This is a genomic window from Rhizobium sp. 01L419 (genome assembly GCF_056400025.1).
In genome coordinates this window covers 607,610-628,478 of record NZ_JBFTSM010000001.1, presented here as the reverse complement: position 1 = coordinate 628,478, position 20,869 = coordinate 607,610, and the positions used below count along the sequence as shown (strand labels likewise).

Here is a 20,869-nt window from a genome sequence, read left to right as displayed (position 1 = left end):
GTGCTGCTTACGGGCGCGGCTGGCGCGTTGCCGCTGCGATTTCGGAGAGATGGCGCTCGATCAGCGCCAGGAAGGCGATGGTGCCGCAGATCAGCGCCGCGACCACGATGCCGCCGATGGCGCCGAGAATTGCTCCGACGATGAACATGCCCGATCCGCCCTGCGCCGCAGCAGCGGTCGCGCCCGAAAGCGTGGAAAACGCGAGAATGATGATGGCGATCAACGCGTTGATAGAAGAAAGCGTCTTGGCGAGAAAATTGTTCATGCAGGCCCCATAGCTCCGCCAGTTATGATTCGAGGATCATTCTAGCCGTTTTGCGGGCGTGAAGGATGCGTAGATCCAACGGACGTCCTAAGGCGAAACCCGCTCCCAGCTTTCGTCCATCTGATTGCGGAACCAGGTCATCTGCCGCTTGGCATATTGCCGGGTGGCGGCCGCACCACGCTCGATCACTTCGCCACGGTTCATCTCGCCGCGCAGCATCGCTGCGATCTGCGACACGCCAATTGCCTTCATGACCGGCATCTCGGCGGGAATATCCAACGCCAGCAGGGCCTTCACCTCATCCTCCGCCCCCTGCTCCAGCATCCGCTCGAAGCGCCCGTTGATGCGCTGATGCAGCAGGGCACGATCCGGCAGCACGACGATCTTGCGTGCCGTATCGGGATCGATGATCTGAAGCCCCGCCTGACCCTGAAATTCGGCGATCGACTGACCCGTTGCCTCGAAAACCTCCATCGCCCGCACGATCCTCTGCCCGTCCTGCACGTTCAGGCTTTTAGCAACTGCAGGATCAGCTTTCACAAGTTCCGCATGCAGACCCTCCGCCCCCTCCTCGATCAGCCGCGCCCGCAGCCGTTGACGTATTTCGTCCGGGATGACAGGCATTTCCGAAAGGCCGCCCGTCAGCGCCTTGAAATAGAGCCCCGTGCCACCGACGAAGACCGGCAGCTTTTCTTCGGCGCGAATGCGCGGCAAGAGCGCCGTCACGTCCCGCAGCCAGGCGCCCGTCGAATAGGCCTGACCTGCTGGCACATGGCCGTAGAGATGGTGGGGAACGCCCTCCATATCCTCCTGCGAAGGGCGCGCCGTCAGCACCCGCAATGTGTCATAGACCTGCATGCTGTCGGCATTGATCACCACGCCGCCATGGCGTTTGGCGAGGTCAACGGCAAGCGCGGACTTGCCGCTGGCGGTCGGCCCGGTTATCAGGATCGCATTCACAGTGCTCAGAAGGTTTTCCATCATGGCCCTCGTTGCCACGCTTGTTGCCAATCCGTCAAACCCCGTTCTTTCGCCTGAGATCGCCGAGCGCGCCGCCGGTGCTGTCAAGGCGTCCGGGCTCTATTGGCTGGCGGATGGCATTGCCTGCGATATCGTCCTCGCAGACGGCAGCGACAGGCAGGCAGCCGAGGCCAACCTGCTCGCCACCATCGCCGGCAGCCCGATCGACCTGGTCATCCAGCAACAGGAAACCCGCCGCAAGAAGCTGCTGATCGCCGATATGGATTCGACGATGATCGGCCAGGAATGCATAGACGAACTCGCCGCCGAAGTCGGCCTCAAGGATAAGGTCGCGACGATTACCGCCCGCGCCATGAACGGCGAAATCGCCTTCGAGCCCGCATTACGCGAACGCGTCGCCCTGCTAAAGGGTCTGCCGATCTCTGTCGTCGACGAAGTCATTGAAAAGCGCATCACGCTGACACCAGGCGGTCCCGAACTGATCGCCACGATGAAGGCGAAAGGCTATTATACCGCCCTCGTCTCCGGCGGCTTCACCGTCTTCACGAGCCGCATCGCCGCCACGCTCGGCTTCGACGAAAACCGCGCCAATATCCTGCTTGAGGAAGGCGGCTTCCTGTCCGGTCACGTCGCCGAGCCGATCCTCGGCAAGCAGGCGAAGGTCGACGCCCTCAACGACATCTCGACCCGCCTTGGCATCTCACCGGAAGACGCAATCGCCGTTGGCGACGGCGCCAACGACCTCGGCATGCTCCATCTGGCCGGTTCCGGCGTCGCTCTGCACGCCAAACCCGCCGTCGCCGCCGAAGCCGACATGCGTATCAACCACGGCGACCTGACAGCGCTGCTCTATATCCAGGGCTACCGGAAGACGGATTTCGTGATGGCCTGAGGCCTTACGATGCATCGCTAAACATTGAAAAGGAGCGGCTAACCGCTCCTTTTTGATTTTCGGGTCTGTATTCGACGACCCTACTCCATCGGCACCGCAACGAACCGCAGGTCGCCATTCGCGGCAGCGACCATCATTTGCGCATTGCGCCGGCCTTCCTGCTTCAAAGTCTGCACCTTGCTGGCGACAGCATCCGGCGACTTCATGAACTCCTGGGCGACCTCGACGATCACGTCGCCGGGCTTCAGGCCCTTTTCCGCGGCTGCCGACCCCGGCGCCACCTCTGTCACGACAACGCCGTCGACGCTCTCGGCAATGCCGAAGGTCTTGCGGGTCTCGGGGCTGAGCAGCGAGAGCGACAGGCCGAGCACGTGCTTGGGAGCGGCCTGACCGGGCGTTGCCTGATCCTGGCCCGTTCCTTGTCCTTGGCTCTGATCCTGTTGCTGCGGATCCTGCCCGTCAGGTGCGGCCTGCCCCTGATCGCCATCCTGATTCGGTTCGTCCATATCGTTGTTTTCGCCGGGATCAGGATTGATGACGCCGTCATCGGTCGAATTGTCGGCAGCCGCCGCCTGATCGCTATCCTCGAGACGGCCGAGCGTCACCTTCACGGTCTGCTCCTTGCCGTCGCGCAGCACCACTACGTCGACCTGCTTGCCGACAGAACTTTCGGCCACCACGCGCGGCAGATCGCGCATCTCGCTGACGGTCTTGCCGTCGAATTTCAGGATGACGTCACCTGCCTTGATCGAGCCGTCATCGACCGGCCCGCCTTTGATGACACCCGCGACCAGCGCGCCCCTGGCGCTGTCGAGGCCGAGGCTGTCGGCCACTTCGTCGGTAACGGGCTGGATGCGCACGCCAAGCCAGCCGCGCCGCGTCTCGCCATATTCGCGAAGCTGATCGACGACGCCGGAAGCAAGCTCCGACGGCACGGAGAAGCCGATGCCGATCGAGCCGCCCGACGGAGAGATGATTGCGGTATTGATGCCGATCACCTCGCCCTTCATGTTGAAGAGCGGACCGCCGGAATTGCCCTTGTTGATCGCCGCATCCGTCTGGATGAAGTTGTCATAGGGACCGGCATTGATGTTGCGGCCGCGACCGGAAATGATGCCGACCGTCACCGATCCGCCGAAGCCGAACGGGTTGCCGATCGCCATCACCCAGTCGCCGATGCGCATCGTGCTGGAATCGCCGAACTTGACGGATTTCAGCGGTTGCTTCGGTTCCACCTTCAGCACGGAAAGGTCGGTCTTGGTATCGGTGCCGATCAGCTTGGCCTTGAGCTTGGAGCCGTTGGCAAAATTGATCTCGATATCGTCGGCGCCCTCGATCACGTGGTTGTTCGTGACGATATAGCCCGAGGGATCGATCACGAAGCCGGAGCCGAGCGAGCTGACATTGTGGTTGGGGCCGCGATTGCCCTGCTTCTTGTTGAAGAAGTCGTTGAAGAATTCCTGGAAGGGCGAGCCGTCGGGGGCGCGCGGTGCGGGGCCTGCGCCCTCGTCATCCTTCACGTTCTGCGAGGTCGAGATATTGACCACGGCATCGAGCAGCCCTTCGGCAAGATCCGCGACGGAAGCCGGTCCGCTGCCCGGAGCCGTCATCTGCATCGGCGGAGCCGCGGGCGCAACTGCAGCCGGTGAGATGGGCGCGGGCTGAGGTGCCGCGGGCGCTGCCTGTTCAGGTACAGCGGGCGCCGGGGCGGTTTGCGCATGCGCAACACCGCCTGCACCGACATTTGCCAGGAGGGCAGTGCCGGCCAAAATCGCGAGCGTTCGTCTGAAGGGCGAGCGAGTCGTGGGGGCCATCAAGCTTCCTCGTCTGGGGATAAAGCGCACATACACCATCAGCATAAGGCGGAATGATGGAGGGCGAAATCACCTTTTCGAGAAATCCCCGTGCGAATATGACTTAGCCTCGTAAAAGCCAGACACAGCCGACGCCGAACACCATCGCAGCAAGCCCGAAGACCCTGAGTTGTCGTTCGGGCACGGTAGGAAGAAGCTTCGCCATCTCGACAAGAAAACGAGGGGCCAGTGCGTAGACCAGCCCCTCGATGATGAGGAAGAATGCAAGCCCGGTGAGGAGGTCCTGCATTCCGTCTGTCGTCAGTTCGCCGGCTGTGCCGGAGCGGCCGGCTGCGCGGATGCAGGCGGCAAGAGGCCACCGGTCTGGCCCGGTGCAGCGGGCTGGCTGCCGTCAGCATTCTCGAAGTAGCGGAAGAACTGCGAGCTCGGCGAAAGCACCAGCGTCGTATCCTGCGAGGAAAGTGCCGTGGAATAGGCGGCCATCGAGCGATAGAACTCGAAGAAGGCCGGGTCCTTGCCGAAGGATTCAGCGAAGATCCGGTTACGGTCCGCATCACCCTGACCGCGCAGGATTTCCGAATCGCGTTGCGCGTCGGCGGTGAGCTCGACGACCTGGCGGTCGGCGATAGCCCGGCGGCGCTGGCCCTCTTCATTACCTTCGGCGCGGATGCGCTCGGCTTCGGCCAGACGCTCGGAGCGCATGGCGTTGTAGGTGTTCGGAGCCACTTCCGGCGAAAGATCCGTCCGGCGGATACGGACGTCATCGATATGCAGGCCGAGGTTTTCGGCATCCGTGCGAAGATCGTCGCGGATTTCGAGCATCATCGCCACGCGCTCTTCCGAAAGCGCTGCGTTGTAGTCACGCAGACCGTAGACACGGCGAAGCGAGGAATCGAGCTGCGCGCGCAGCCGTGCCTCGGCAGCGTCGCGGTCGCCTGACACCGTTTCACGGAAACGGCGCACATCCGCGATGTTGTAGATCACGAAGGCATCGACATCGAAGGTCTGGCCGTCCTGAACCTGAACGCGGATATTATCGAGGTCGAGCCGCAGGGCGCGCTTCTCCACAAACTGTACGCGGTCGGCATCCATGAAGCCGAACGGCAGCTTGAAATAGAGACCAGGCTCGGTCTTCACCGACTGGATCTGACCGAAGCGTACGACAATCGCCTGTTCACGCGCATTCACGACGAAGATCGACGAATAGAGAATGGCGAGAAGGATCGCGAGCGCGATGAGGATTACGGGAAGTCTGTTCGATACCATGGTTCAACCTCCCTGCCGTGCCGGAGCCGGTCTGTTGATCTCGTTGAGCGGCAGGTAGGGCACGACGCCCTGCTTGTCGTCGATCACGACCTTCTTGGAGTTCTTCAGAACCTGCTCCATCGTTTCGAGGAACAGGCGCTTGCGCGTCACGTCGGGAGCCTTCGAATATTCGTCATTGATGGCCGTAAAGCGCTGTGCCTCACCTTCCGCTTCCTTGACAACGCGGTCCTTATAGGCGGCTGCGTCTTCACGGATACGGGCGGCATCGCCTCGCGCCTGGCCGAGCTTCTGGTTCGTATAGCGGTTGGCGTCCTCGATCGTGCTGTCGCGGTCGCGACCGGCACGCTGAACTTCTTCGAAGGAGTCGGCAACTTCGCGCGGCGGCGCCACGTTCTGGATCGTCACGCCCGTCACGGTGATGCCCGCACCGTAGCGGTTCATCGTATCCTGAACGATGTTGAGAACCTGCGTCTCGATCGGCTGGCGGTTGCTGCGGAATGCGTCCAGTGCCGGACGGCGGCCGACGACTTCGCGCATGGCGCTGTCGGAAACCTGCTGCAGCGTCTCGGCCGCGTTCTCGACGCCGAAAAGATAGGCCCTCGGGTCGCTGATCGTATAAAAGACAGCAAACTGCACGTTGATGACGCTCTTGTCGCTCGACAGCATCAGACCGCTGGAAGAGCCAGCCGTGGTCGCGCCGATATTGAGCTGCTGCACCGTCACCTTGACCGTCTCGACGGTCTCAAGCGGCCAGAAATGGAAATGCAGGCCCGGCATGGAAATTTCTTCCTTGGGCTTGCCGAAGCGCAGCTCGACGCCGCGCTCGTCCGGCTGGACGACGTAAATGCATTGGAAAAGCCAGAAGATCGCGATGACAGCCACGACGATCGCAACGACACCGCCGTTGAAACCGCCCGGAATAAAGCCGCGCAGCTGATCCTGCCCGCGCCGGATAATGTCTTCAAGATCGGGCGGACCGCCCTTGCCGCCGCCACCGCCGCGTGGACGGTTCGGCCCCTGCCCCCATGGTCCCTGATTATTACCGCCGCCGCCGCCCCAAGGGCCGCCGCCGCCATTCTGATTGCTCCAGGGCATCAAAACCTCGTTGTTCGTTACGTCATACACATCCAACCGCCGTGGGGGCTGCCGGCGGATGCGATCCGACCGTTATAAGTATCACAGCACCGGCTTTCAACGCGGTGTCAGAAACTTGGTCAATATAATTGGAAAATAGTTCCTTTTCAGGCGTCTCGACGTTCATAAACGACGAAACGGGTGGGAAAGGTATCCTTCTCCCCGGCCGGAACATCAAGGCTCTCCGTCGCCACCCAGACAGCGGGATCGATGTCAGGAAAAGATGTATCGCCATCCACGTCGGCCTCGACATGCGTCACGCACATGCGGTCGGCCAGCGCCATCGCCTGCGCGTAGATCTGCCCGCCGCCGAGAATGGAGATCTCGTTTTCGCCCTGATTGCGAGCGAGCTCTTCGGCCATCGCGATCGCTTCGTCGAGCGAGCGGGCCATATGCACGTCGGCATGATCGATATCGGCGCCGCGCGAGATCACCACATGCTGGCGCCCCGGCAGCGGCTTGCCGCCGAAGCTCTCGAATGTCTTGCGGCCGACCACGACAGGCTTGCCTGTTGTCATCGCCTTGAAGCGCTTGAGATCGGTCGAAAGCCGCCAGGGCATGTCGCCGTCGCGGCCGATGATGCCATTGCGCGCAACGGCAACGAAGATGGTCTTGCGGATATCGGACATCGGCCTTCCCGGCTTGGAGCATGTCGCTCAAAACTGTGCAGCCGTCTTGCGATAACGACATGCGAAACAAAAGTCTAAAGCGTGGGAAGCGATCAGAGAGATCGCGACACGCTTCAGACGGCGATCGGCGCCTTGATACTGGCATCGGCATCATAGCCGACGAGCTCGAAATCCTCGTAGACGAAGCCGAATATATCCTTCACGTCACGCTTGAACACCATGCGGGGCAGCGGCTTCGGCTGACGCGTCAGCTGCAGCTTCGCCTGGTCGAAATGGTTGTGGTAGAGATGCGTATCGCCGAGCGTATGGACGAACTCGCCGTATTTCAGCCCCGTCACCTGCGCCACCATCATCGTCAGCAGCGCATAGGAGGCGATATTGAAGGGCACGCCGAGGAAGATATCGGCAGAACGCTGGTAAAGTTGGCAGGAAAGCTTGCCGTCGGCCACATAGAACTGGAACAGGCAGTGGCAGGGCGGCAACGCCATATTGTCCACTTCGGCCGGATTCCAGGCCGAAACGATATGGCGGCGCGAATTCGGATTCTTGACGAGGCCCTTCACGAGATTGTCGATCTGGTCGATATGCCCGCCATCGGGCGCCGGCCAGGAGCGCCACTGCGCCCCATAGACCGGTCCGAGATCACCGTTTTCGTCGGCCCATTCGTCCCAGATGCTGACGCCGTTGTCCTTCAGATAGCGAATATTGGTCTCGCCCTTCAGGAACCACAAGAGCTCATAGATGATCGAGCGCAGATGCAGCTTCTTCGTCGTCAGCACCGGAAAGCCGGCATCGAGATCGAAACGCATCTGATGGCCGAAAACCGAGCGCGTGCCGGTGCCGGTACGATCGCCGCGATCGGTGCCGTTTTCCATCACATGGCTCAGGAGGTCGAGATATTGCTTCATGGTGTCAGCCGATTCCTTTTGCCAGCAATTTAAGGGCAAAGCGGCTGAAAACCAATGAGCTCTCCTGAATATCCAAGCAAAACTGCGGGAAACCGCGACGCTTTTATGACGTATCCCCTTCCCTTGCGATCACAAAAACACTATATCCCTCCTGCCGGCTTTCGGGCCGGCTATGGCGATAAACGGGCGGTGGAATAAACCTATTGGACCCGGGGGCGGTACCCGGCGCCTCCACCAAAAACAGGCGGATTTCCGTGAGTGGAAAAGGCCTGCTTTTGATGGGGGCGAAATAGGATCGACAAGGGTGTAAAGATCGACTTTTCGCTCGGCATGATACCGCCGTTATCGGGTCACAAGTGTAGTTGCAAACGACAACAACGCTAAGGAATACGCTCTCGCTGCCTAATGGCGGTGTGAGAATTCCGAACTAAGCCCTTACGGTTAGCCCCGTAAGGCGGGGTCCGAAGGCACCTGGCAACAGAAGCCTTCACCTTCTCCCCTTTTTCGACGAAATCATGTATGCTTGATGAACGCATGAATCGGCTTGCGCCTTTCCCAAAGCGCCCGGACGTGCCATATAAGTTCGTGAAAAGACTTCTAAACCGACGAAAGACAGGAAAAGCATGGGGCAGGATCATATCCGCTACGACATTCTGGCACAGGACGCGTTGCGCGGTGTCATCCGCAAGGTCTTGACCGAAGTCGGAACGACGGGCCGTCTGCCCGGCGACCATCACTTCTTCATCACGTTTCTCACGGGCGCTCCCGGCGTGCGCATTTCGCAGCACCTGAAGTCCAAATATCCTGAGCAGATGACCATCGTCATCCAGCACCAGTTCTGGGAACTGAAGATCACCGAATCCCATTTCGAGATCGGCCTGTCCTTCTCCGACGTGCCGGAAAAGCTCGTCATCCCCTTCAATGCCATCAGAGGCTTCTACGACCCCTCGGTCAATTTCGAGTTGGAGTTCGACGTCCCGCTGAGCGACGGCGAGGAACTGCCGGCCGCCGAGATCACTGCCTATCCCGTCGATGCCATCAAGACGGAGGGTGCGGACGAAAAGCCTACCGCCGACGGCGAAGAGAAGAAGCCGGGCTCCGTTATCTCGCTCGATTCCTTCCGCAAGAAGCAGTAATGCAGAGGGAGGCGAATGCCTCCCTTTTTTCGTGATGGAGGCAACTGCATGAGCGCCGAAATCGTCAACCTACGCCAGTTCCGCAAGCAGCAGGCTCGCTCCGAGAAGGAAAAGCAGGCGGAGCAGAACCGTATCTCCCACGGCCGTACCAAGGCCGAAAAACAATTGACCCGCGCCCTCAACGAGAAGGCCGAAAAGGCTCTCGATCAGGGCCGGATCGAAGACGACGAGACCTGATCGCCAGTGGGTGAAAAGCCCGAGCGATCAAACAGATGCGATTCCTGCCTGAATCGCTTTCTCAACGAAGACGAAGCAGCCCGATGATCCGTAAACACTCGGCGACATTGCATGGGCACCGCACCAGTTTCTCGCTGGAAGATGAATTCTGGACCGAGTTAAAGGCGATTGCCGCAAGTCGCTCCCTGCCGCTCGCGGCGCTGATATCCGAAATCGATGATGGCCGCCCGCCTGACAGCAACCTCTCCTCGGCGCTGCGTCTGCACGTTCTGTGCTGGCTGAAAAATGCAGCGGCGAACGCCTGATAGGCCGGCCTGCCTGAGCAGCCCTCTTACTGCGCCTGAACGCCCGGCAACTGATCGAAATTGAGCTGCCCGGGCGACAAGGGCTGTTCGGCCCGCCGCGCGGCCTCGGCCTCCGAAGCAGCTTTAGCCTTCGCTTCTGCCTCAGCCTTGGCGCGCGCCTCCGCTTCGGCAGCCGCCTTCGCCTCGGCTACCGCCTTGCGCTGTGCGGCTTCCTGCGCAAGGGCCCTCAGTCGCTCTTCTTCCGCCTTCCGCTGCCGCTCGACCTCGGCAGCCGCAGCCCGCTGGGCGTCATTGAACCGGTAGAGCGCCACCTCACGCCGCAGCCGCTGCTTTTCCAGCACATTGGTCTGCAGCCGCTCGACGCGCCGCCGCTCGCGCTCAAAAGCGCGCAACGAAAGATAGCTCGTGATGTCGGTCACATCCATCGTCTTGCCTGGAGAAGCCAGCAGGCCGGAGAAGTTCAACCGGATGCCGGGCTCCGCACCCGAAAGCGCCTCCGCGCCGGGATTGAGACCGATGCCGAGCGTCGCGCTGATGCGCCCCTGCGGCAGCTCGACCTGCGCATCGGCAGTCAAATGCGCCAGGTCGTTGGCGACGCTGACATTCTGGACCCGCAGCGTACCGTCAGTCACGTTGAAGGGAATGCCGAGCGGCGGCAGCTTCGCCTCGCCGTTGTTCAGCAGCGTTTCGACGATCGGATGTATCTTGCCGGCATTGATCTGGTCCTGCATCGGATCGGTAGCAGCCAGCAGCGGCGCCAGGATCGCGAGGTTCAGCCCGCGAACGCTGGTCTCGCCGAGCCGGATTTCGCCCGAGCCATTCAGCGAACTCGCAATGTCCGAAACCGTCTTGCCCGAAGCTTCGAGCGCCAGCGACAGGCCGAACTTGCCGTTGGCAACAGGCGCTCCGTCGCGCGGCCAGACCACGCCGCCGAGATCGGAATCGGCAAGCACCAGCCGCGACTGCAGGAAGCCCGTGCCGTTGGCATTGGTAAAGAGGATATTGCCCGAAAGCGTGCCGCCATCCCAGCTGCCGGCCATGTTGTTGAGTTGCACCTCGTCGCCCTTGTAGGCGACGTCGGAGGTGAAATCATTGACAGCCGTATCGAAGAGCCCCGGCCAGAACTGCTTGGCGGTGAGCTTCAGATTGACGTCGAGATCGCGGAAGAGCGGCTGGCCGAGGGCTGCCGTCGTCAACTGGCCGTTGGCCGGGTCGTTGATCTGCCCGAATACCGCCTCGCCGATCCAGCCGAGATCGGCCTTGGAAAGCGCAAGCGCGCCGCTTGCCGTTGTCTTCGCCGCCTTGCGGTCGAAGGTCAGCGCGCCGGAGAATTCATTGTCGGCCGCATGGCCCTTGAGGTCGGAGAACACAACCTTATCGGGATCGATGGCTGCGTTGGTCTGCAGACCAAAGGGCAGCCCGGTGCCAAGCTGCGGCAGCGCTATGCCGTTCATGACCAGGTACGGATCGAGATCGGCACTTTCGAGCGACACGGCGAGATTGCCGTTCATGAAGGTGTCGGGCCGCACATCGACCTTGCCGTTTGCCGTAAACGACGTCCGGTCTGTCGCGAAGGTCAGCGCGGCATCGGCAGGATCGTTGCCCGCCGCCGTTACCTTCAACGTCATGCGGCCGTTGGCGCCTGCATCGATCGGCAGCGGATCGAGACCCGCCTGGCCAAAGAGGATCGATGGAACGGCGTTGTCGAGCGTCGCCTCCAGCGTCGTCGTGCCGTTGCCGGTCAGCGCCAGAAGGTCTGACATACGGTAGTCGAGATTGACGCGGCTACCGTTCGAAACACCTGCCAGCGTCACCGACAGCGCATTGCCGTCATCGCCCCCGAGCGTCAGCGCGCCGCGAAGAGCAGTATTGCCGTACCAAGCGGCATTACGCACCAGCCGGTCCATAACCGGGTGATGCGGCAGATGCTCACGCAGCATGGCAAAGAAGGAGCCGGGATCTGCGGACTTGAAGGTGATCTCGCCGGTGCCCTTGTAGTCGAGCAGCGACCCTTCCGCTTTGCCGGTCGCCGTCAGCTCGGCACCCGCAAGGTTCTTGATCGACATCCGGTCGACGGAAAGAGCTCCGTCGGCGAGCGTAAAGGTGGTCTCGACATTATCGGCCTGCACCCCGAAAGCCGTAAATTTGTCGGCCTTGAGCTGAGCCGCAATCTTGTGGTCGAGCACGTTGTCGCCGGCATCCTGGCCGGTAAAGAGGCCCGTTAGCGCCCGCAGCGCATCGAGATCGAGCGTATCGCCGTTCAGTGCGACGGATAGAGACGGCGTCTGGCCGTTGGTCGCCTGCCGCTCCAGCCGCCCCTTCAGCGTCGCAGCACCGATCGCGATCTCCAGGTTTTCGAAGCGCTGCAGATCATGCGTCAAGCTGACATTGGCTGAAAAGCCCGCCCGCCGGAGCTGGCGGATGGCCGGATCGACCGATCCCGCCAGCCAGGAGGCAAGCCCGGTCGGCTGGTTGGAGGCAACCACCATCTGGCCGTTGAAGGACGGATCGCCCGTGAGCGTCAGCTTACCCTTGCCTTCCACCTGCGTGCGGCCGGGCAGCGTGCCGACGGCATTGCCGATCATCCAGCCATTGCCGGCGGGCTCCAGTTCCAGCGCCACATCGCGGATCGTCGTATCGCCGGCAACGATTGCAGGCAGGCGCACGGTCGCCTTGCCCGGCACCTGCGGGATCGGCACCTGGGCGATGATCTCGATCAGCGAATTCAATCGCTGACGTGCCGAAACCGCCGGGTCGCGGTTGGTTTTGCCGGCAGCGCCCTGATTGCCGATCCGGTTCACGTCGATCTGCTGACCATCGGCGGTCAGCAGGAATTCCGGCGCGGTGCCGGTATCGAGCGTCGCCTCGCCGGAGATCACATAGGGGTCGTCCGTCGAGCCGACTTCCATGCGGTATTCGGGAATGCGGATGCGGTCGTTGGTGAGCTCGAAACGGCCCTTGAGGCGCGGCGGCGGCGGCTCCCCCTTTTCGGCCTTGCCTTCGCGGTTTTCGATCGCCGCAGAGATCGTGCCCTGATAGTTCGGACGGCTGTCGACGAGCTTCAGCTCACCATCGAGATCGACGGTGACCGGATGTTTGTCGGGTGCAAGCCGGGTGCGCATGCGCAACACGCCACTCTCGTCCGGCTGATTGCTGGAGATCGAAAAGCTGCCATGCTCGCCGTCGAGCGCGCCGTCGCCCTCGATGTGCCACGGACCTGCGAGCGACTTGGCCGACATCTCGGCATTGAGCCCGGTCACGTTCCGCGAACGGCCGGACTGGTCGTCGACGAATTCGATCTCGCCACCGCTGACATGCACATTTTCCAGAACCACGGTCTTGGCCGGAATTTCCGGCCGGCTGCCGCGCGTCCAGTCCAGCGCACCATCCTTCAGAAGCCGCAGCCGCACCTTGGGGTTGACGACGCGCATGTCGAAGATCAGCGCTTCGCCCGACAGGAACGGCGCAAGCTCGGCATCCATGGAGAACTGCTCGACCTGCACCACAGGCGTGCCGTCGTCCTCCTGGCCGACGCGCACATCGTGCAGCGTCACGGACGGAAACGGCAGAAGCCGTGCGTCGACCGTGCCATGCACCGTCACCTTCTTGCCGATGATGCGGCTTGCCTGATCCTCGAAATTCTTGCGAAAGTCTGTCCAGTCGATGAACAACGGCGCCAGCAGTGCCACGAAGAGCACTACGACGATCACTCCTCCTAGAAAGACGAGGAAGCGGCCTACCAAGTCAGGGATTCTCCATTCGGGATTCTGTTGCCGACACTAGCGCTATTCATGCCGGGAGCAAGGGCCAAGATCATGAGATTATTCCATTTTCAGCCCAGATGAAAAATCTTGCCGGGATTGAGGATATTGTCGGGATCGAGCGCCTTTTTGATCTGGCGCATCAAATCTACCGTACCGCCGAGCTCCTGCTCCAGAAACGCCATTTTCCCCTGCCCGATCCCGTGTTCACCGGTGCATGTGCCATCCATTGCGAGCGCCCGCGCATTCAGCCGGGCCACGAATTCCTCGGCTGTCGCGATCCCCGCGGCACTCTTGTCGTCGAACAACAGCTGCACATGGAAGTTCCCGTCGCCCGCATGGCCGACGATCGGCGCCAGCAAACCATTTGCCTCGATATCGGCCTGCGTCTCGGCAACGCAATCCGCAAGCCGCGATATCGGAACACAGACATCGGTCGAAAGTACGGCAAGTCCGGGTGCGAGCGCGCGCACCGACCAGTAGGCGTCATGGCGCGCCTTCCAGAGTTTCGTCCGCTCCTCGGGGCTCGCCGTCCACTTGAATTCGCCGCCGCCGCATTCGGCCGCGATCTCGGCGAAGGCCGCCGATTGCAGCGCCACCGTCTCATCCGTGCCGTGGAATTCGAGGAAGAGCGCCGGGCTCTCCTCATAAGGAAGGCCTGCATAGGCGATGCTGGCACGCATCTGCAGCGCATCGACGAGTTCGATGCGGGCCACCGGAATGCCCATCTGGATCGTCATGATGACGGCGTCGCAGGCCGCCTTCACGCTCGGAAAGGCGCAGACGCCGCCCGCGATCTTCTGCGGAATGCCATGCAGCCGCAGCGTCACCGAAGTGAGGATGCCGAGCGTGCCTTCCGCGCCGACGAAAAGCCGCGTCATGTCGTAACCGGCCGACGACTTGCGAGCGCGGCGCGCGGTGCGGATTTCCTCCCCCGTCGCAGTGATTGCCGTCACTGAAAGCACATTGTCCTTCATCGTTCCGTAGCGCACAGCATTGGTGCCGGAGGCCCGCGTCGAGGTCATGCCGCCGATCGAGGCGTTGGCGCCGGGATCGATCGGGAAGAACAGGCCGGTATCGCGCAGATGGATGTTGAGCGCCTCGCGGGTGATGCCGGGCTCGACCGTGCAGTCGAGATCCTCAGGATTGACCTCGATCACCCGGTTCATGCGGCTGAAATCGATGGAAATGCCGCCATCCGGGGCATTGACCTGGCCCTCGAGCGAAGAGCCGGTACCGAAGCCTATAACAGGCACCTTATGGTCGGCGCAGGCTCGCACAGCGGTCTTGACGTCGTCAGCCGTCTCGGCAAAGAGCACGCCATCGGGCAGTTGGGCAGGGATATAGGTGGTCGTGTGTGCATGCTGGGCGCGAAAAGCCTGGCCGGTCTGGAAGCGCTCCCCGAAACGCTGTTTCAGAATGCCCGTGACGGCTTCGATCCCCGCTTCGTTTCGCACCCCAGCCTTCGCGTCGCGCAGTGCCATGCCCTTGATCTCCCTGCATTCCACAGCCTGCTACAGTATCTGTAGCAGGCTGGGTATGAGGCAAGTCAAAGCGGCTGTCCAGCCGGGATGCCGGGAAGATTTCATCCCATCTTTGTTGCAGGGACAGCGGGTGGATTGAGCCGCGCAAAGCCCTCCTGCCGATAATAGGGGAAGTAGGGATAAGGCGGCGTCACGGCACTGACTGTGTCCAGCCGCTCGATCTGCTCCCGCGTCAGGCTCCAGCCGACGGCACCGAGATTTTGCCGCAGCTGCTCCTCGTTTCGCGCACCGATGATGACGCTTGAAACCGTTGGCCGGCCGATCAGCCAGTTGATGGCGATCTGCGGCACCGTCTTGCCGGTCTCGGCCGAGATCTCGTCCAGCACATCGACGATATCGAAGAGCTTTTCGTCATCGACAGGTGGACCGTAGTCGGCGGTCTGATGCAGGCGGCTTCCCTCGGGCAGCGGCGCACCACGACGGATCTTGCCAGTCAGCCGGCCCCAGGCGAGCGGGCTCCAGACCAGCGCGCCTACCTGCTGGTTTGCGGCAAGCGGCATCAGCTCCCATTCGTAATCCCGCCCGGCCAGCGAATAATAAACCTGATGGGCAACATAAGGCGGGTAGCCATATTTCTCGGAAATGCCGAGCGATTTCATCAGCTGCCAGCCGGAGAAATTGGAAACGCCGATATAACGCACCTTGCCGGCAGCTACGAGCCCGTCGAGCGTCGAAAGCACCTCCTCCACCGGTGTCGACGCATCGAAGGCGTGAAGCTGCAAGAGGTCGATGTAGTCGGTGCCCAGCCGGCGCAGCGCATCCTCGGTCGCGCGGATCAACCGCGCCCGCGAGCTGCCCCAGTCATTTGGCCCCTCGCCCATTGGCAGCGCCGTCTTGGTGGAGATCAACACAGCATCGCGCCGGCCAGAGACTGCCTGTCCCAGCACCTCCTCCGAAGCACCGGCGGAATAGACATCCGCCGTATCGAAAAGCGTCACGCCGGCCTCCAGGCAGATATCCACCATCCGCCGCGCCTCCTGTGCATCCGTCGTGCCCCAGGCGCCGAAGAGCGGGCCGCTGCCGCCGAAGGTTCCGGCCCCGAAGCTCAGCACCGGCACCTTCAGGCCCGATGCGCCGAGATTTCTGTATTCCATGATCCGATCTCCTATTCTCTCAGGTAGAGATAGACCCCACTATTACGATGATATAGATTGCCTGTGAGCATATCATCTGTGATTTGAATTCATCATCATGAGCCGTCAGGACATCAATCGATCCGGCGAAATGGAAGTCTTCGTCAGCGTCGTCGAGCGCGGCGGCTTCTCCGCTGCCGCGCAGATGCGGCGCATGACGCCGTCAGCCGTCAGCAAGCTGGTCGCACGGCTGGAGACCCGGCTCGGCACCCGCCTCGTCAACCGCTCGACGCGCAAGTTTCAGCTCACGCCGGAAGGCTGCGCCTTCTATGAACGCAGCGTCGCAATTCTCGCCAACATATCGGAGGCCGAGCGTTTCGCCTCTGCCGGGGAGCAGGCGGCGGGCCGCATCAGTATCAACACCAGCGGCTCCTTCGGCAATCATGTGCTGGCGCCGCTGATACCGGACTTCATGGCCGAGCATCCGGACGTCACACTCGATATCACCCACACCGACAAGATCGTCGACCTGCTGGAAGAGCGCGCCGATGTCGCAATCCGCGCCGGCCCGCTGAAGACATCGAGCCTGATCGCCCGCAAGCTCGGGGCCGCCGGAAAGATCATCGTTGCCTCGCCCGATTATCTGCAGCGACACGGTGAACCGCGCTCAGCCGCCGAACTGTACAATCATCGCCGCATCGGCTTTTCCTATGCCCGGGCGCTGGAAGGCTGGCCGCTGATAGACAATGGTGAGACGATCACCATTCCCCTGACACCGGGCCTGCAGGTCGGCGATGGTGAGGCCATGCGTTACCTGGCGCTCTCTGGCGCCGGCCTTGCCCGCATGACCGAATTCACCGTCCGCGCCGATATCGCCGCAGGCCGGCTCGTTGCCGTGCTGGAAGAGCTCAGCCCCGGTGATGTCGAAGAATTCTATGCCGTCTATATCGGCCAGGGCGGACCACTGCCGGCGCGCGTGCGCGCCCTGCTTGATTTCCTTGCCAAACACGTCAGGCTTTAGGGAGAGAAAGGCCAGATTCCGCAATTGACCCTCTGGCCGCCCCGCGCCTATACCGGGTCTGCGCCTGCCGGCCCTCGCAGCCGGCCTCTTCATAATGCCGGGGCCTCCTCCCACCTGCGCCTTCGGGCTCGCTCCGGTCGAAAAGTTCGGGATTATAGTTTTGGACGCAAGCAGCTTCCTTCAGAAAGCGAGCCTGCCCAAATGGGCATTGCTGCTCGCCTTGTCGGCCATATCAGTCCTTTTCCTCGAACTCTTCGCGCTGCCCGCCTCGCTGCTGATCGGCCCGATGGTTGCGGCCATCGTACTGGCCCTGACCGTCGGCAGGGGTCAGCTGCGCGTGCCCTACTGGCCACTGCAGTTCGGCCAGGTGCTGGTCGGCCTCTTGATGGCGCGCAACATTACACCCGACATCCTCGGCACCATGGCCAAGGATGCGCCGCTCTTCTTTCTCTTCATCGTCTCGGTCATCGCCATTGCCGCCGGCCTCGGCTGGCTGCTCACGCGCTGGCAGGTGCTGCCCGGCACGACCGCCGTCTGGGGCTCTTCACCCGGCGGTGCCTCGGCCATGGTCATCATGTCGGAGGCCTATGGCGCCGATGCTCGCCTCGTCGCCTTCATGCAATACCTGCGCGTCGTCTTCGTCGCCGTCGGCGCCTCCGTCATCTCCCGTCTCTGGATCGCCGCAGATGGCGAGGAGCCGCCGCCGGTGATCTTCTTCCCACCGGTCGACTGGCCGGCCTTCGCCATGACCATGGTCTTCGCTGCTATCTGCTGCTACGGCGTCTTCCGCCTCCGCATCCAGGGCGGCAATATCGTCATCCCGCTGATTGGCGGCGCCGTTCTGCAGGGCTTCGGACTGTTGAAGATCGAGCTGCCGATGTGGATCCTGGCGCTGAGCTACGCACTGATCGGCTGGAGCATCGGCCTGCGCTTTACCCGCTCGATCATCAAGCATGCCGCCCGCGCCTTGCCGCGCGTCTCCGCTTCCATTCTCATACTGATGACGCTCTGCGGCTGCATGGCGGTGGCGCTTCACAAATTCGCCGGCATCGACCCGCTGACCGCCTATCTGGCGACCAGCCCCGGCGGCGCCGATTCCGTCGCCATCATCGCCGCCTCAAGCGATGTCGACGTGCCCTTCGTCATGGCCATGCAGACCGGCCGCTTCATGATGATCCTGTTGATCGGCCCGGCGCTCGCCCGCTTCATCGCCCGCCGGTCGGGGCTTGCGGAGCAGTCCGTCTAAGTTCGCGGCGAAAACCGAATTTTGCCCTTAGCGGGCATGATCTCAGGTCGTCGGCTCGAACCGGAGTATCCCGGCCACCTGCGGCCCGGACCCGGAATCCGCGGGATGGGAGACACCATCCATGACCTGAACCTCCGGGAAATCAAAGGGGCTGACGCCCGCAATGCATGCGACGTTGATGCCGAACTGGTTTGGATTCGAGCGGCGCTGATGATGGGTATAGATGCCGCAGGTCTTACAGAAATAGTGCCTGGCGATGCCGGTATTGAATTGATAAAGCGTCAGATTGTCCTCACCCTGGACAAATTCGATATCCGAAAGCTGTGCCGAGACGGCAATCGCACCCCGCATCCGGCAGTAGGAGCATGAACAGCGGCGGATCGTGTTGAATGCGTCGGCGAGCCGGACGCGGAACCTGACGGAACCGCAGTGACACGCTGCATCATGTTGTTGTCTCTCGTCGCTCATTGCCAGCCACCCTCGTTGTTCTCAGTAGAAGCGCTACACATTTTTTGCTGAGATTGTTCTACGACCAGCGCTCGCAGAAGGCCTCGATGTCGTTGGACTGAAAGTCCGCGAGCCGCTCCATGATGGTCTCGAAAGGCCAATCCCACCAGGCGATGGAAGCAAGCTTCTCTGCGATATCGCGCGTGAACCGCTCGCGGATGAATTTGGCAGGAACGCCGCCGACGATCGTATATGGCTGGACGTCTTTGGTGATGACCGCGCCTGCAGCAAACACGGCACCGTCTCCGACCTTTACACCCGGCAACACGATGACCCCGTGGCCAATCCAGACGTCATGACCGATGACGGCGCGATCCTCCTTGCGCTCATCGAAGAAGGACTGGTCGCGCACGGCATCCGCAGAGTAATATTCAGGGCAATAGCTGAAACGATGCATGGACGGGCGGTCCATCGGATGATTGGGCGCGCCGATCCTGACCTCTGCTGCAATAGCGCAGAATTTTCCAATCGTCGCGTCACCGACGATACAGCGAGGCCCCAGATAGGAATAGTCCCCGAGTTCGACCGTGTGCAGAGATGTGTCCGCCAAGATCTCGCAGCATCTGCCTATATCGGAATCTCTGATACTCGCCGTCGAGTGGATAACGGTCTCGGCGATTTTGGGGCGATTTGGTTGTGTGGTCGAGTGCATTGACAGTCTCCAGGTGTTGGCCTGCCTACCCGGGGACAATGAAGGATATGTGACGCTAGACTGCCAAAGAACCGGGCAGCGAAATCAGTTATAGAAGGCCATCAGATCAGGAGCGCGGCAGGCTGCCATCGCTGGCCTTCGCCGCATAAAAACGCTGAAGCCCTGCCCAACGCCCCGGCGTCACGCCATAAGCCTTCTTGAAATGCCGGATGAAATGCGCCTGGTCGGCAAAGCCGGTCGCGGCCGCCACATCGGCAAAACCTTCGCCCTCGCCCATTAGGGCCTTTGCCTGCTGCAGCCGCCGCATCACCATGTAACGGTGCGGGCTGGTGGCAAAGGCTGTGCGGAAATGCCGTGACAGGGTGAAACGGTCGAGCCCGGTAATGCTCTCCAGCTCGCCCGAGCGCACCGGCCGCAGAGCATGCGCCTCCAGATAATCCCGCGCCGCCCGCACCTGTTTCCAGGCAACAGTGCCCAGAACCCGTCGGCGCACCTGCGAATGCCGCGACAGGCCACCTGCTACGCGGCTGACGAAATCATCGACGAAGAGTTCGTCCAGCTCCCGGTCCAGTTCGCCGAGTGCGGCGAGCAGTACCTGGGCCAGCGCTCCGTCGGCGATCACGGGCTGGTCGACGAAGGGAAGACCTATCTTTTCCGCCTCAAGGCATTCCATCAGCAGCGCCGGCTCCATGTAAAGCATGCGGTAATGCAGCCCGGCTTCGGTCGCAGCTCCTCCATCATGCTCCTCGTCAGGATGCAGCACGATGACCTGCCCCGGCATGCTGAAGCGCCGCTCGCCGCGATAGGTGAAGGTCTGCACGCCGTGCAGGGTGACGCCGAGTGCATAGGTATCATGCCGGTGCGGCTCGAACATGTTGCCCGAGAACTGCGCCTCGATGCGCTCGATGCCGGGAAAAGCCGGCGCAGTCAGGATACCGCTGCCGGCAGGCGCGGCCAGTATGCCGCTGCCGGCCTGCGGCTCGCACAAACGTTCAAGACCTTCGAAGACCTGCGGCGTTAGATCCTGGCTCAATGCCCGTAACTACCCTTATGAAGTCGATACCCTGATGAAAGAGACTGGAATGTTTGATACCAAAATTGCGATCGTCCTGCGAAACAATCTTGCCGGCTGGCAGAAGCTGAATGTCACAGCCTTCCTTTCGACAGGCATCGCCGGGCAATATCCTGACATTATCGGCGAACCCTACAAGGACCGCGCCGGCAATCTCTACAACCCGCTATCCATCCAGCCGATCATCGTCCTATCGGCCGACGAAGCGACGATATCGACGATCCACCGCCGCGCGCTGGAACGCGAGGTGACCTCCTCGGTCTTCATCGAAGAAATGTTTTCAACCGGCCACGACGCCGCTAACCGGGCCGTCTTTGCCGAATACGCCCCGGACGACGCCAAGGTCGTCGGCATTGCGCTCCGCGCCGACAAGAAGATCGTCGACAAGATCACCAAGGGCGCGACGATGCAGCATTGAGGCAAGAC

21 protein-coding genes and 1 other RNA gene are annotated in these 20,869 nt (G+C 61.8%); 8 read left to right on the top strand and 14 right to left on the bottom strand.

The features are described from left to right. Nucleotides 1–7 precede the first annotated feature (7 nt). Together AC1DUP_RS03115 and miaA are read right to left on the bottom strand one after the other, a co-directional pair. A complete protein-coding gene (locus AC1DUP_RS03115; RefSeq protein WP_113311972.1) occupies nucleotides 8–265 on the bottom strand; it encodes a hypothetical protein in 258 nt (85 codons plus the stop codon). An 87-nt stretch (nucleotides 266–352) separates the two neighbouring features. After that, nucleotides 353–1,249, bottom strand: coding sequence for a tRNA (adenosine(37)-N6)-dimethylallyltransferase MiaA (gene miaA, locus AC1DUP_RS03110; RefSeq protein ID WP_113311957.1), 897 nt, complete (start codon nucleotides 1,247–1,249; stop codon nucleotides 353–355). Here miaA and serB point away from each other — a divergent pair. Continuing rightward, the gene (serB, locus tag AC1DUP_RS03105) at nucleotides 1,248–2,138 is read left to right on the top strand and encodes a phosphoserine phosphatase SerB (protein ID WP_477832049.1); all 891 of its coding nucleotides are present in this window, start codon (nucleotides 1,248–1,250) and stop codon (nucleotides 2,136–2,138) included. The two genes, miaA and serB, sit on opposite strands and share 2 nt — an antisense overlap. Before the next feature lie 80 nt (nucleotides 2,139–2,218). Here the strand turns inward: serB and AC1DUP_RS03100 are convergent, their stop codons facing one another. The 6 genes from AC1DUP_RS03100 to AC1DUP_RS03075 form a co-directional block, all read right to left on the bottom strand. Then, on the bottom strand, nucleotides 2,219–3,952 hold the full coding sequence (locus AC1DUP_RS03100; protein WP_477832048.1) for a Do family serine endopeptidase: 1,734 nt from the start codon (nucleotides 3,950–3,952) through the stop codon (nucleotides 2,219–2,221). A gap of 103 nt (nucleotides 3,953–4,055) precedes the next feature. Beyond that, nucleotides 4,056–4,241 carry a DUF2065 domain-containing protein gene (locus AC1DUP_RS03095; protein WP_477832047.1) on the bottom strand — a complete coding sequence of 62 codons (186 nt, stop codon included), beginning with the start codon at nucleotides 4,239–4,241 and terminating at the stop codon, nucleotides 4,056–4,058. Nucleotides 4,242–4,252: 11 nt separating this feature from the next. Then, nucleotides 4,253–5,218 carry a protease modulator HflC gene (gene hflC / locus AC1DUP_RS03090; RefSeq protein WP_113300160.1) on the bottom strand — a complete coding sequence of 322 codons (966 nt, stop codon included), beginning with the start codon at nucleotides 5,216–5,218 and terminating at the stop codon, nucleotides 4,253–4,255. Nucleotides 5,219–5,221: 3 nt separating this feature from the next. Further along, nucleotides 5,222–6,313: an FtsH protease activity modulator HflK gene (gene hflK, locus AC1DUP_RS03085; RefSeq protein WP_113300159.1), complete on the bottom strand. Its 1,092-nt coding sequence runs from the start codon at nucleotides 6,311–6,313 to the stop codon at nucleotides 5,222–5,224. A 146-nt stretch (nucleotides 6,314–6,459) separates the two neighbouring features. Next, nucleotides 6,460–6,981 (bottom strand): dihydrofolate reductase, encoded by a 522-nt coding sequence (locus tag AC1DUP_RS03080; RefSeq protein WP_477832046.1) that lies wholly within the window; start codon nucleotides 6,979–6,981, stop codon nucleotides 6,460–6,462. Between the two features lie 113 nt (nucleotides 6,982–7,094). Then, nucleotides 7,095–7,889, bottom strand: coding sequence for a thymidylate synthase (locus AC1DUP_RS03075; RefSeq protein WP_113300157.1), 795 nt, complete (start codon nucleotides 7,887–7,889; stop codon nucleotides 7,095–7,097). A gap of 114 nt (nucleotides 7,890–8,003) precedes the next feature. Here AC1DUP_RS03075 and ssrA point away from each other — a divergent pair. The 4 genes from ssrA to AC1DUP_RS03055 all read left to right on the top strand — a co-directional run bounded on the left by ssrA (nucleotide 8,004) and on the right by AC1DUP_RS03055 (nucleotide 9,567). Continuing rightward, nucleotides 8,004–8,381: a transfer-messenger RNA gene (gene ssrA, locus AC1DUP_RS03070) on the top strand. 131 nt (nucleotides 8,382–8,512) lie between these two features. Next, nucleotides 8,513–9,025 carry an SspB family protein gene (locus AC1DUP_RS03065; protein ID WP_113300156.1) on the top strand — a complete coding sequence of 171 codons (513 nt, stop codon included), beginning with the start codon at nucleotides 8,513–8,515 and terminating at the stop codon, nucleotides 9,023–9,025. A 48-nt stretch (nucleotides 9,026–9,073) separates the two neighbouring features. After that, a complete protein-coding gene (locus AC1DUP_RS03060; protein ID WP_113300155.1) occupies nucleotides 9,074–9,262 on the top strand; it encodes a DUF4169 family protein in 189 nt (62 codons plus the stop codon). A gap of 83 nt (nucleotides 9,263–9,345) precedes the next feature. Next, entirely contained in the window at nucleotides 9,346–9,567 is a 222-nt protein-coding gene (locus AC1DUP_RS03055; protein ID WP_113300154.1) for a ribbon-helix-helix domain-containing protein, read from the top strand. A 26-nt stretch (nucleotides 9,568–9,593) separates the two neighbouring features. Here AC1DUP_RS03055 and AC1DUP_RS03050 read toward each other — a convergent pair whose 3' ends face one another. The 3 genes from AC1DUP_RS03050 to AC1DUP_RS03040 all read right to left on the bottom strand — a co-directional run bounded on the left by AC1DUP_RS03050 (nucleotide 9,594) and on the right by AC1DUP_RS03040 (nucleotide 15,966). Continuing rightward, complete coding sequence (locus AC1DUP_RS03050; RefSeq protein WP_477832045.1) at nucleotides 9,594–13,310, bottom strand: AsmA family protein; 3,717 nt, start codon at nucleotides 13,308–13,310, stop codon at nucleotides 9,594–9,596. A gap of 89 nt (nucleotides 13,311–13,399) precedes the next feature. Next, complete coding sequence (locus tag AC1DUP_RS03045; RefSeq protein WP_477832044.1) at nucleotides 13,400–14,812, bottom strand: FAD-binding oxidoreductase; 1,413 nt, start codon at nucleotides 14,810–14,812, stop codon at nucleotides 13,400–13,402. Between the two features lie 101 nt (nucleotides 14,813–14,913). Next, nucleotides 14,914–15,966 (bottom strand): aldo/keto reductase, encoded by a 1,053-nt coding sequence (locus AC1DUP_RS03040; RefSeq protein ID WP_477832043.1) that lies wholly within the window; start codon nucleotides 15,964–15,966, stop codon nucleotides 14,914–14,916. 97 nt (nucleotides 15,967–16,063) lie between these two features. On the opposite strand from AC1DUP_RS03040, the gene AC1DUP_RS03035 reads away from it, so the two are divergent. Beyond that, complete coding sequence (locus tag AC1DUP_RS03035) at nucleotides 16,064–16,966, top strand: LysR family transcriptional regulator (RefSeq protein WP_477832042.1); 903 nt, start codon at nucleotides 16,064–16,066, stop codon at nucleotides 16,964–16,966. A 151-nt stretch (nucleotides 16,967–17,117) separates the two neighbouring features. Beyond that, on the top strand, nucleotides 17,118–18,212 hold the full coding sequence (locus AC1DUP_RS03030; protein ID WP_477832140.1) for an AbrB family transcriptional regulator: 1,095 nt from the start codon (nucleotides 17,118–17,120) through the stop codon (nucleotides 18,210–18,212). A 42-nt stretch (nucleotides 18,213–18,254) separates the two neighbouring features. Here AC1DUP_RS03030 and AC1DUP_RS03025 read toward each other — a convergent pair whose 3' ends face one another. The 3 genes from AC1DUP_RS03025 to AC1DUP_RS03015 all read right to left on the bottom strand — a co-directional run bounded on the left by AC1DUP_RS03025 (nucleotide 18,255) and on the right by AC1DUP_RS03015 (nucleotide 20,404). Continuing rightward, nucleotides 18,255–18,680 (bottom strand): GFA family protein, encoded by a 426-nt coding sequence (locus AC1DUP_RS03025; protein WP_477832041.1) that lies wholly within the window; start codon nucleotides 18,678–18,680, stop codon nucleotides 18,255–18,257. 58 nt (nucleotides 18,681–18,738) lie between these two features. Beyond that, complete coding sequence (locus tag AC1DUP_RS03020) at nucleotides 18,739–19,371, bottom strand: DapH/DapD/GlmU-related protein (protein WP_477832040.1); 633 nt, start codon at nucleotides 19,369–19,371, stop codon at nucleotides 18,739–18,741. A 106-nt stretch (nucleotides 19,372–19,477) separates the two neighbouring features. Then, nucleotides 19,478–20,404, bottom strand: a complete 927-nt coding sequence (locus AC1DUP_RS03015; protein ID WP_113506904.1) for an AraC family transcriptional regulator — start codon at nucleotides 20,402–20,404, stop codon at nucleotides 19,478–19,480. Between the two features lie 49 nt (nucleotides 20,405–20,453). On the opposite strand from AC1DUP_RS03015, the gene AC1DUP_RS03010 reads away from it, so the two are divergent. After that, complete coding sequence (locus AC1DUP_RS03010; RefSeq protein ID WP_113300145.1) at nucleotides 20,454–20,861, top strand: DUF2000 family protein; 408 nt, start codon at nucleotides 20,454–20,456, stop codon at nucleotides 20,859–20,861. Nucleotides 20,862–20,869: the final 8 nt, after the last annotated feature.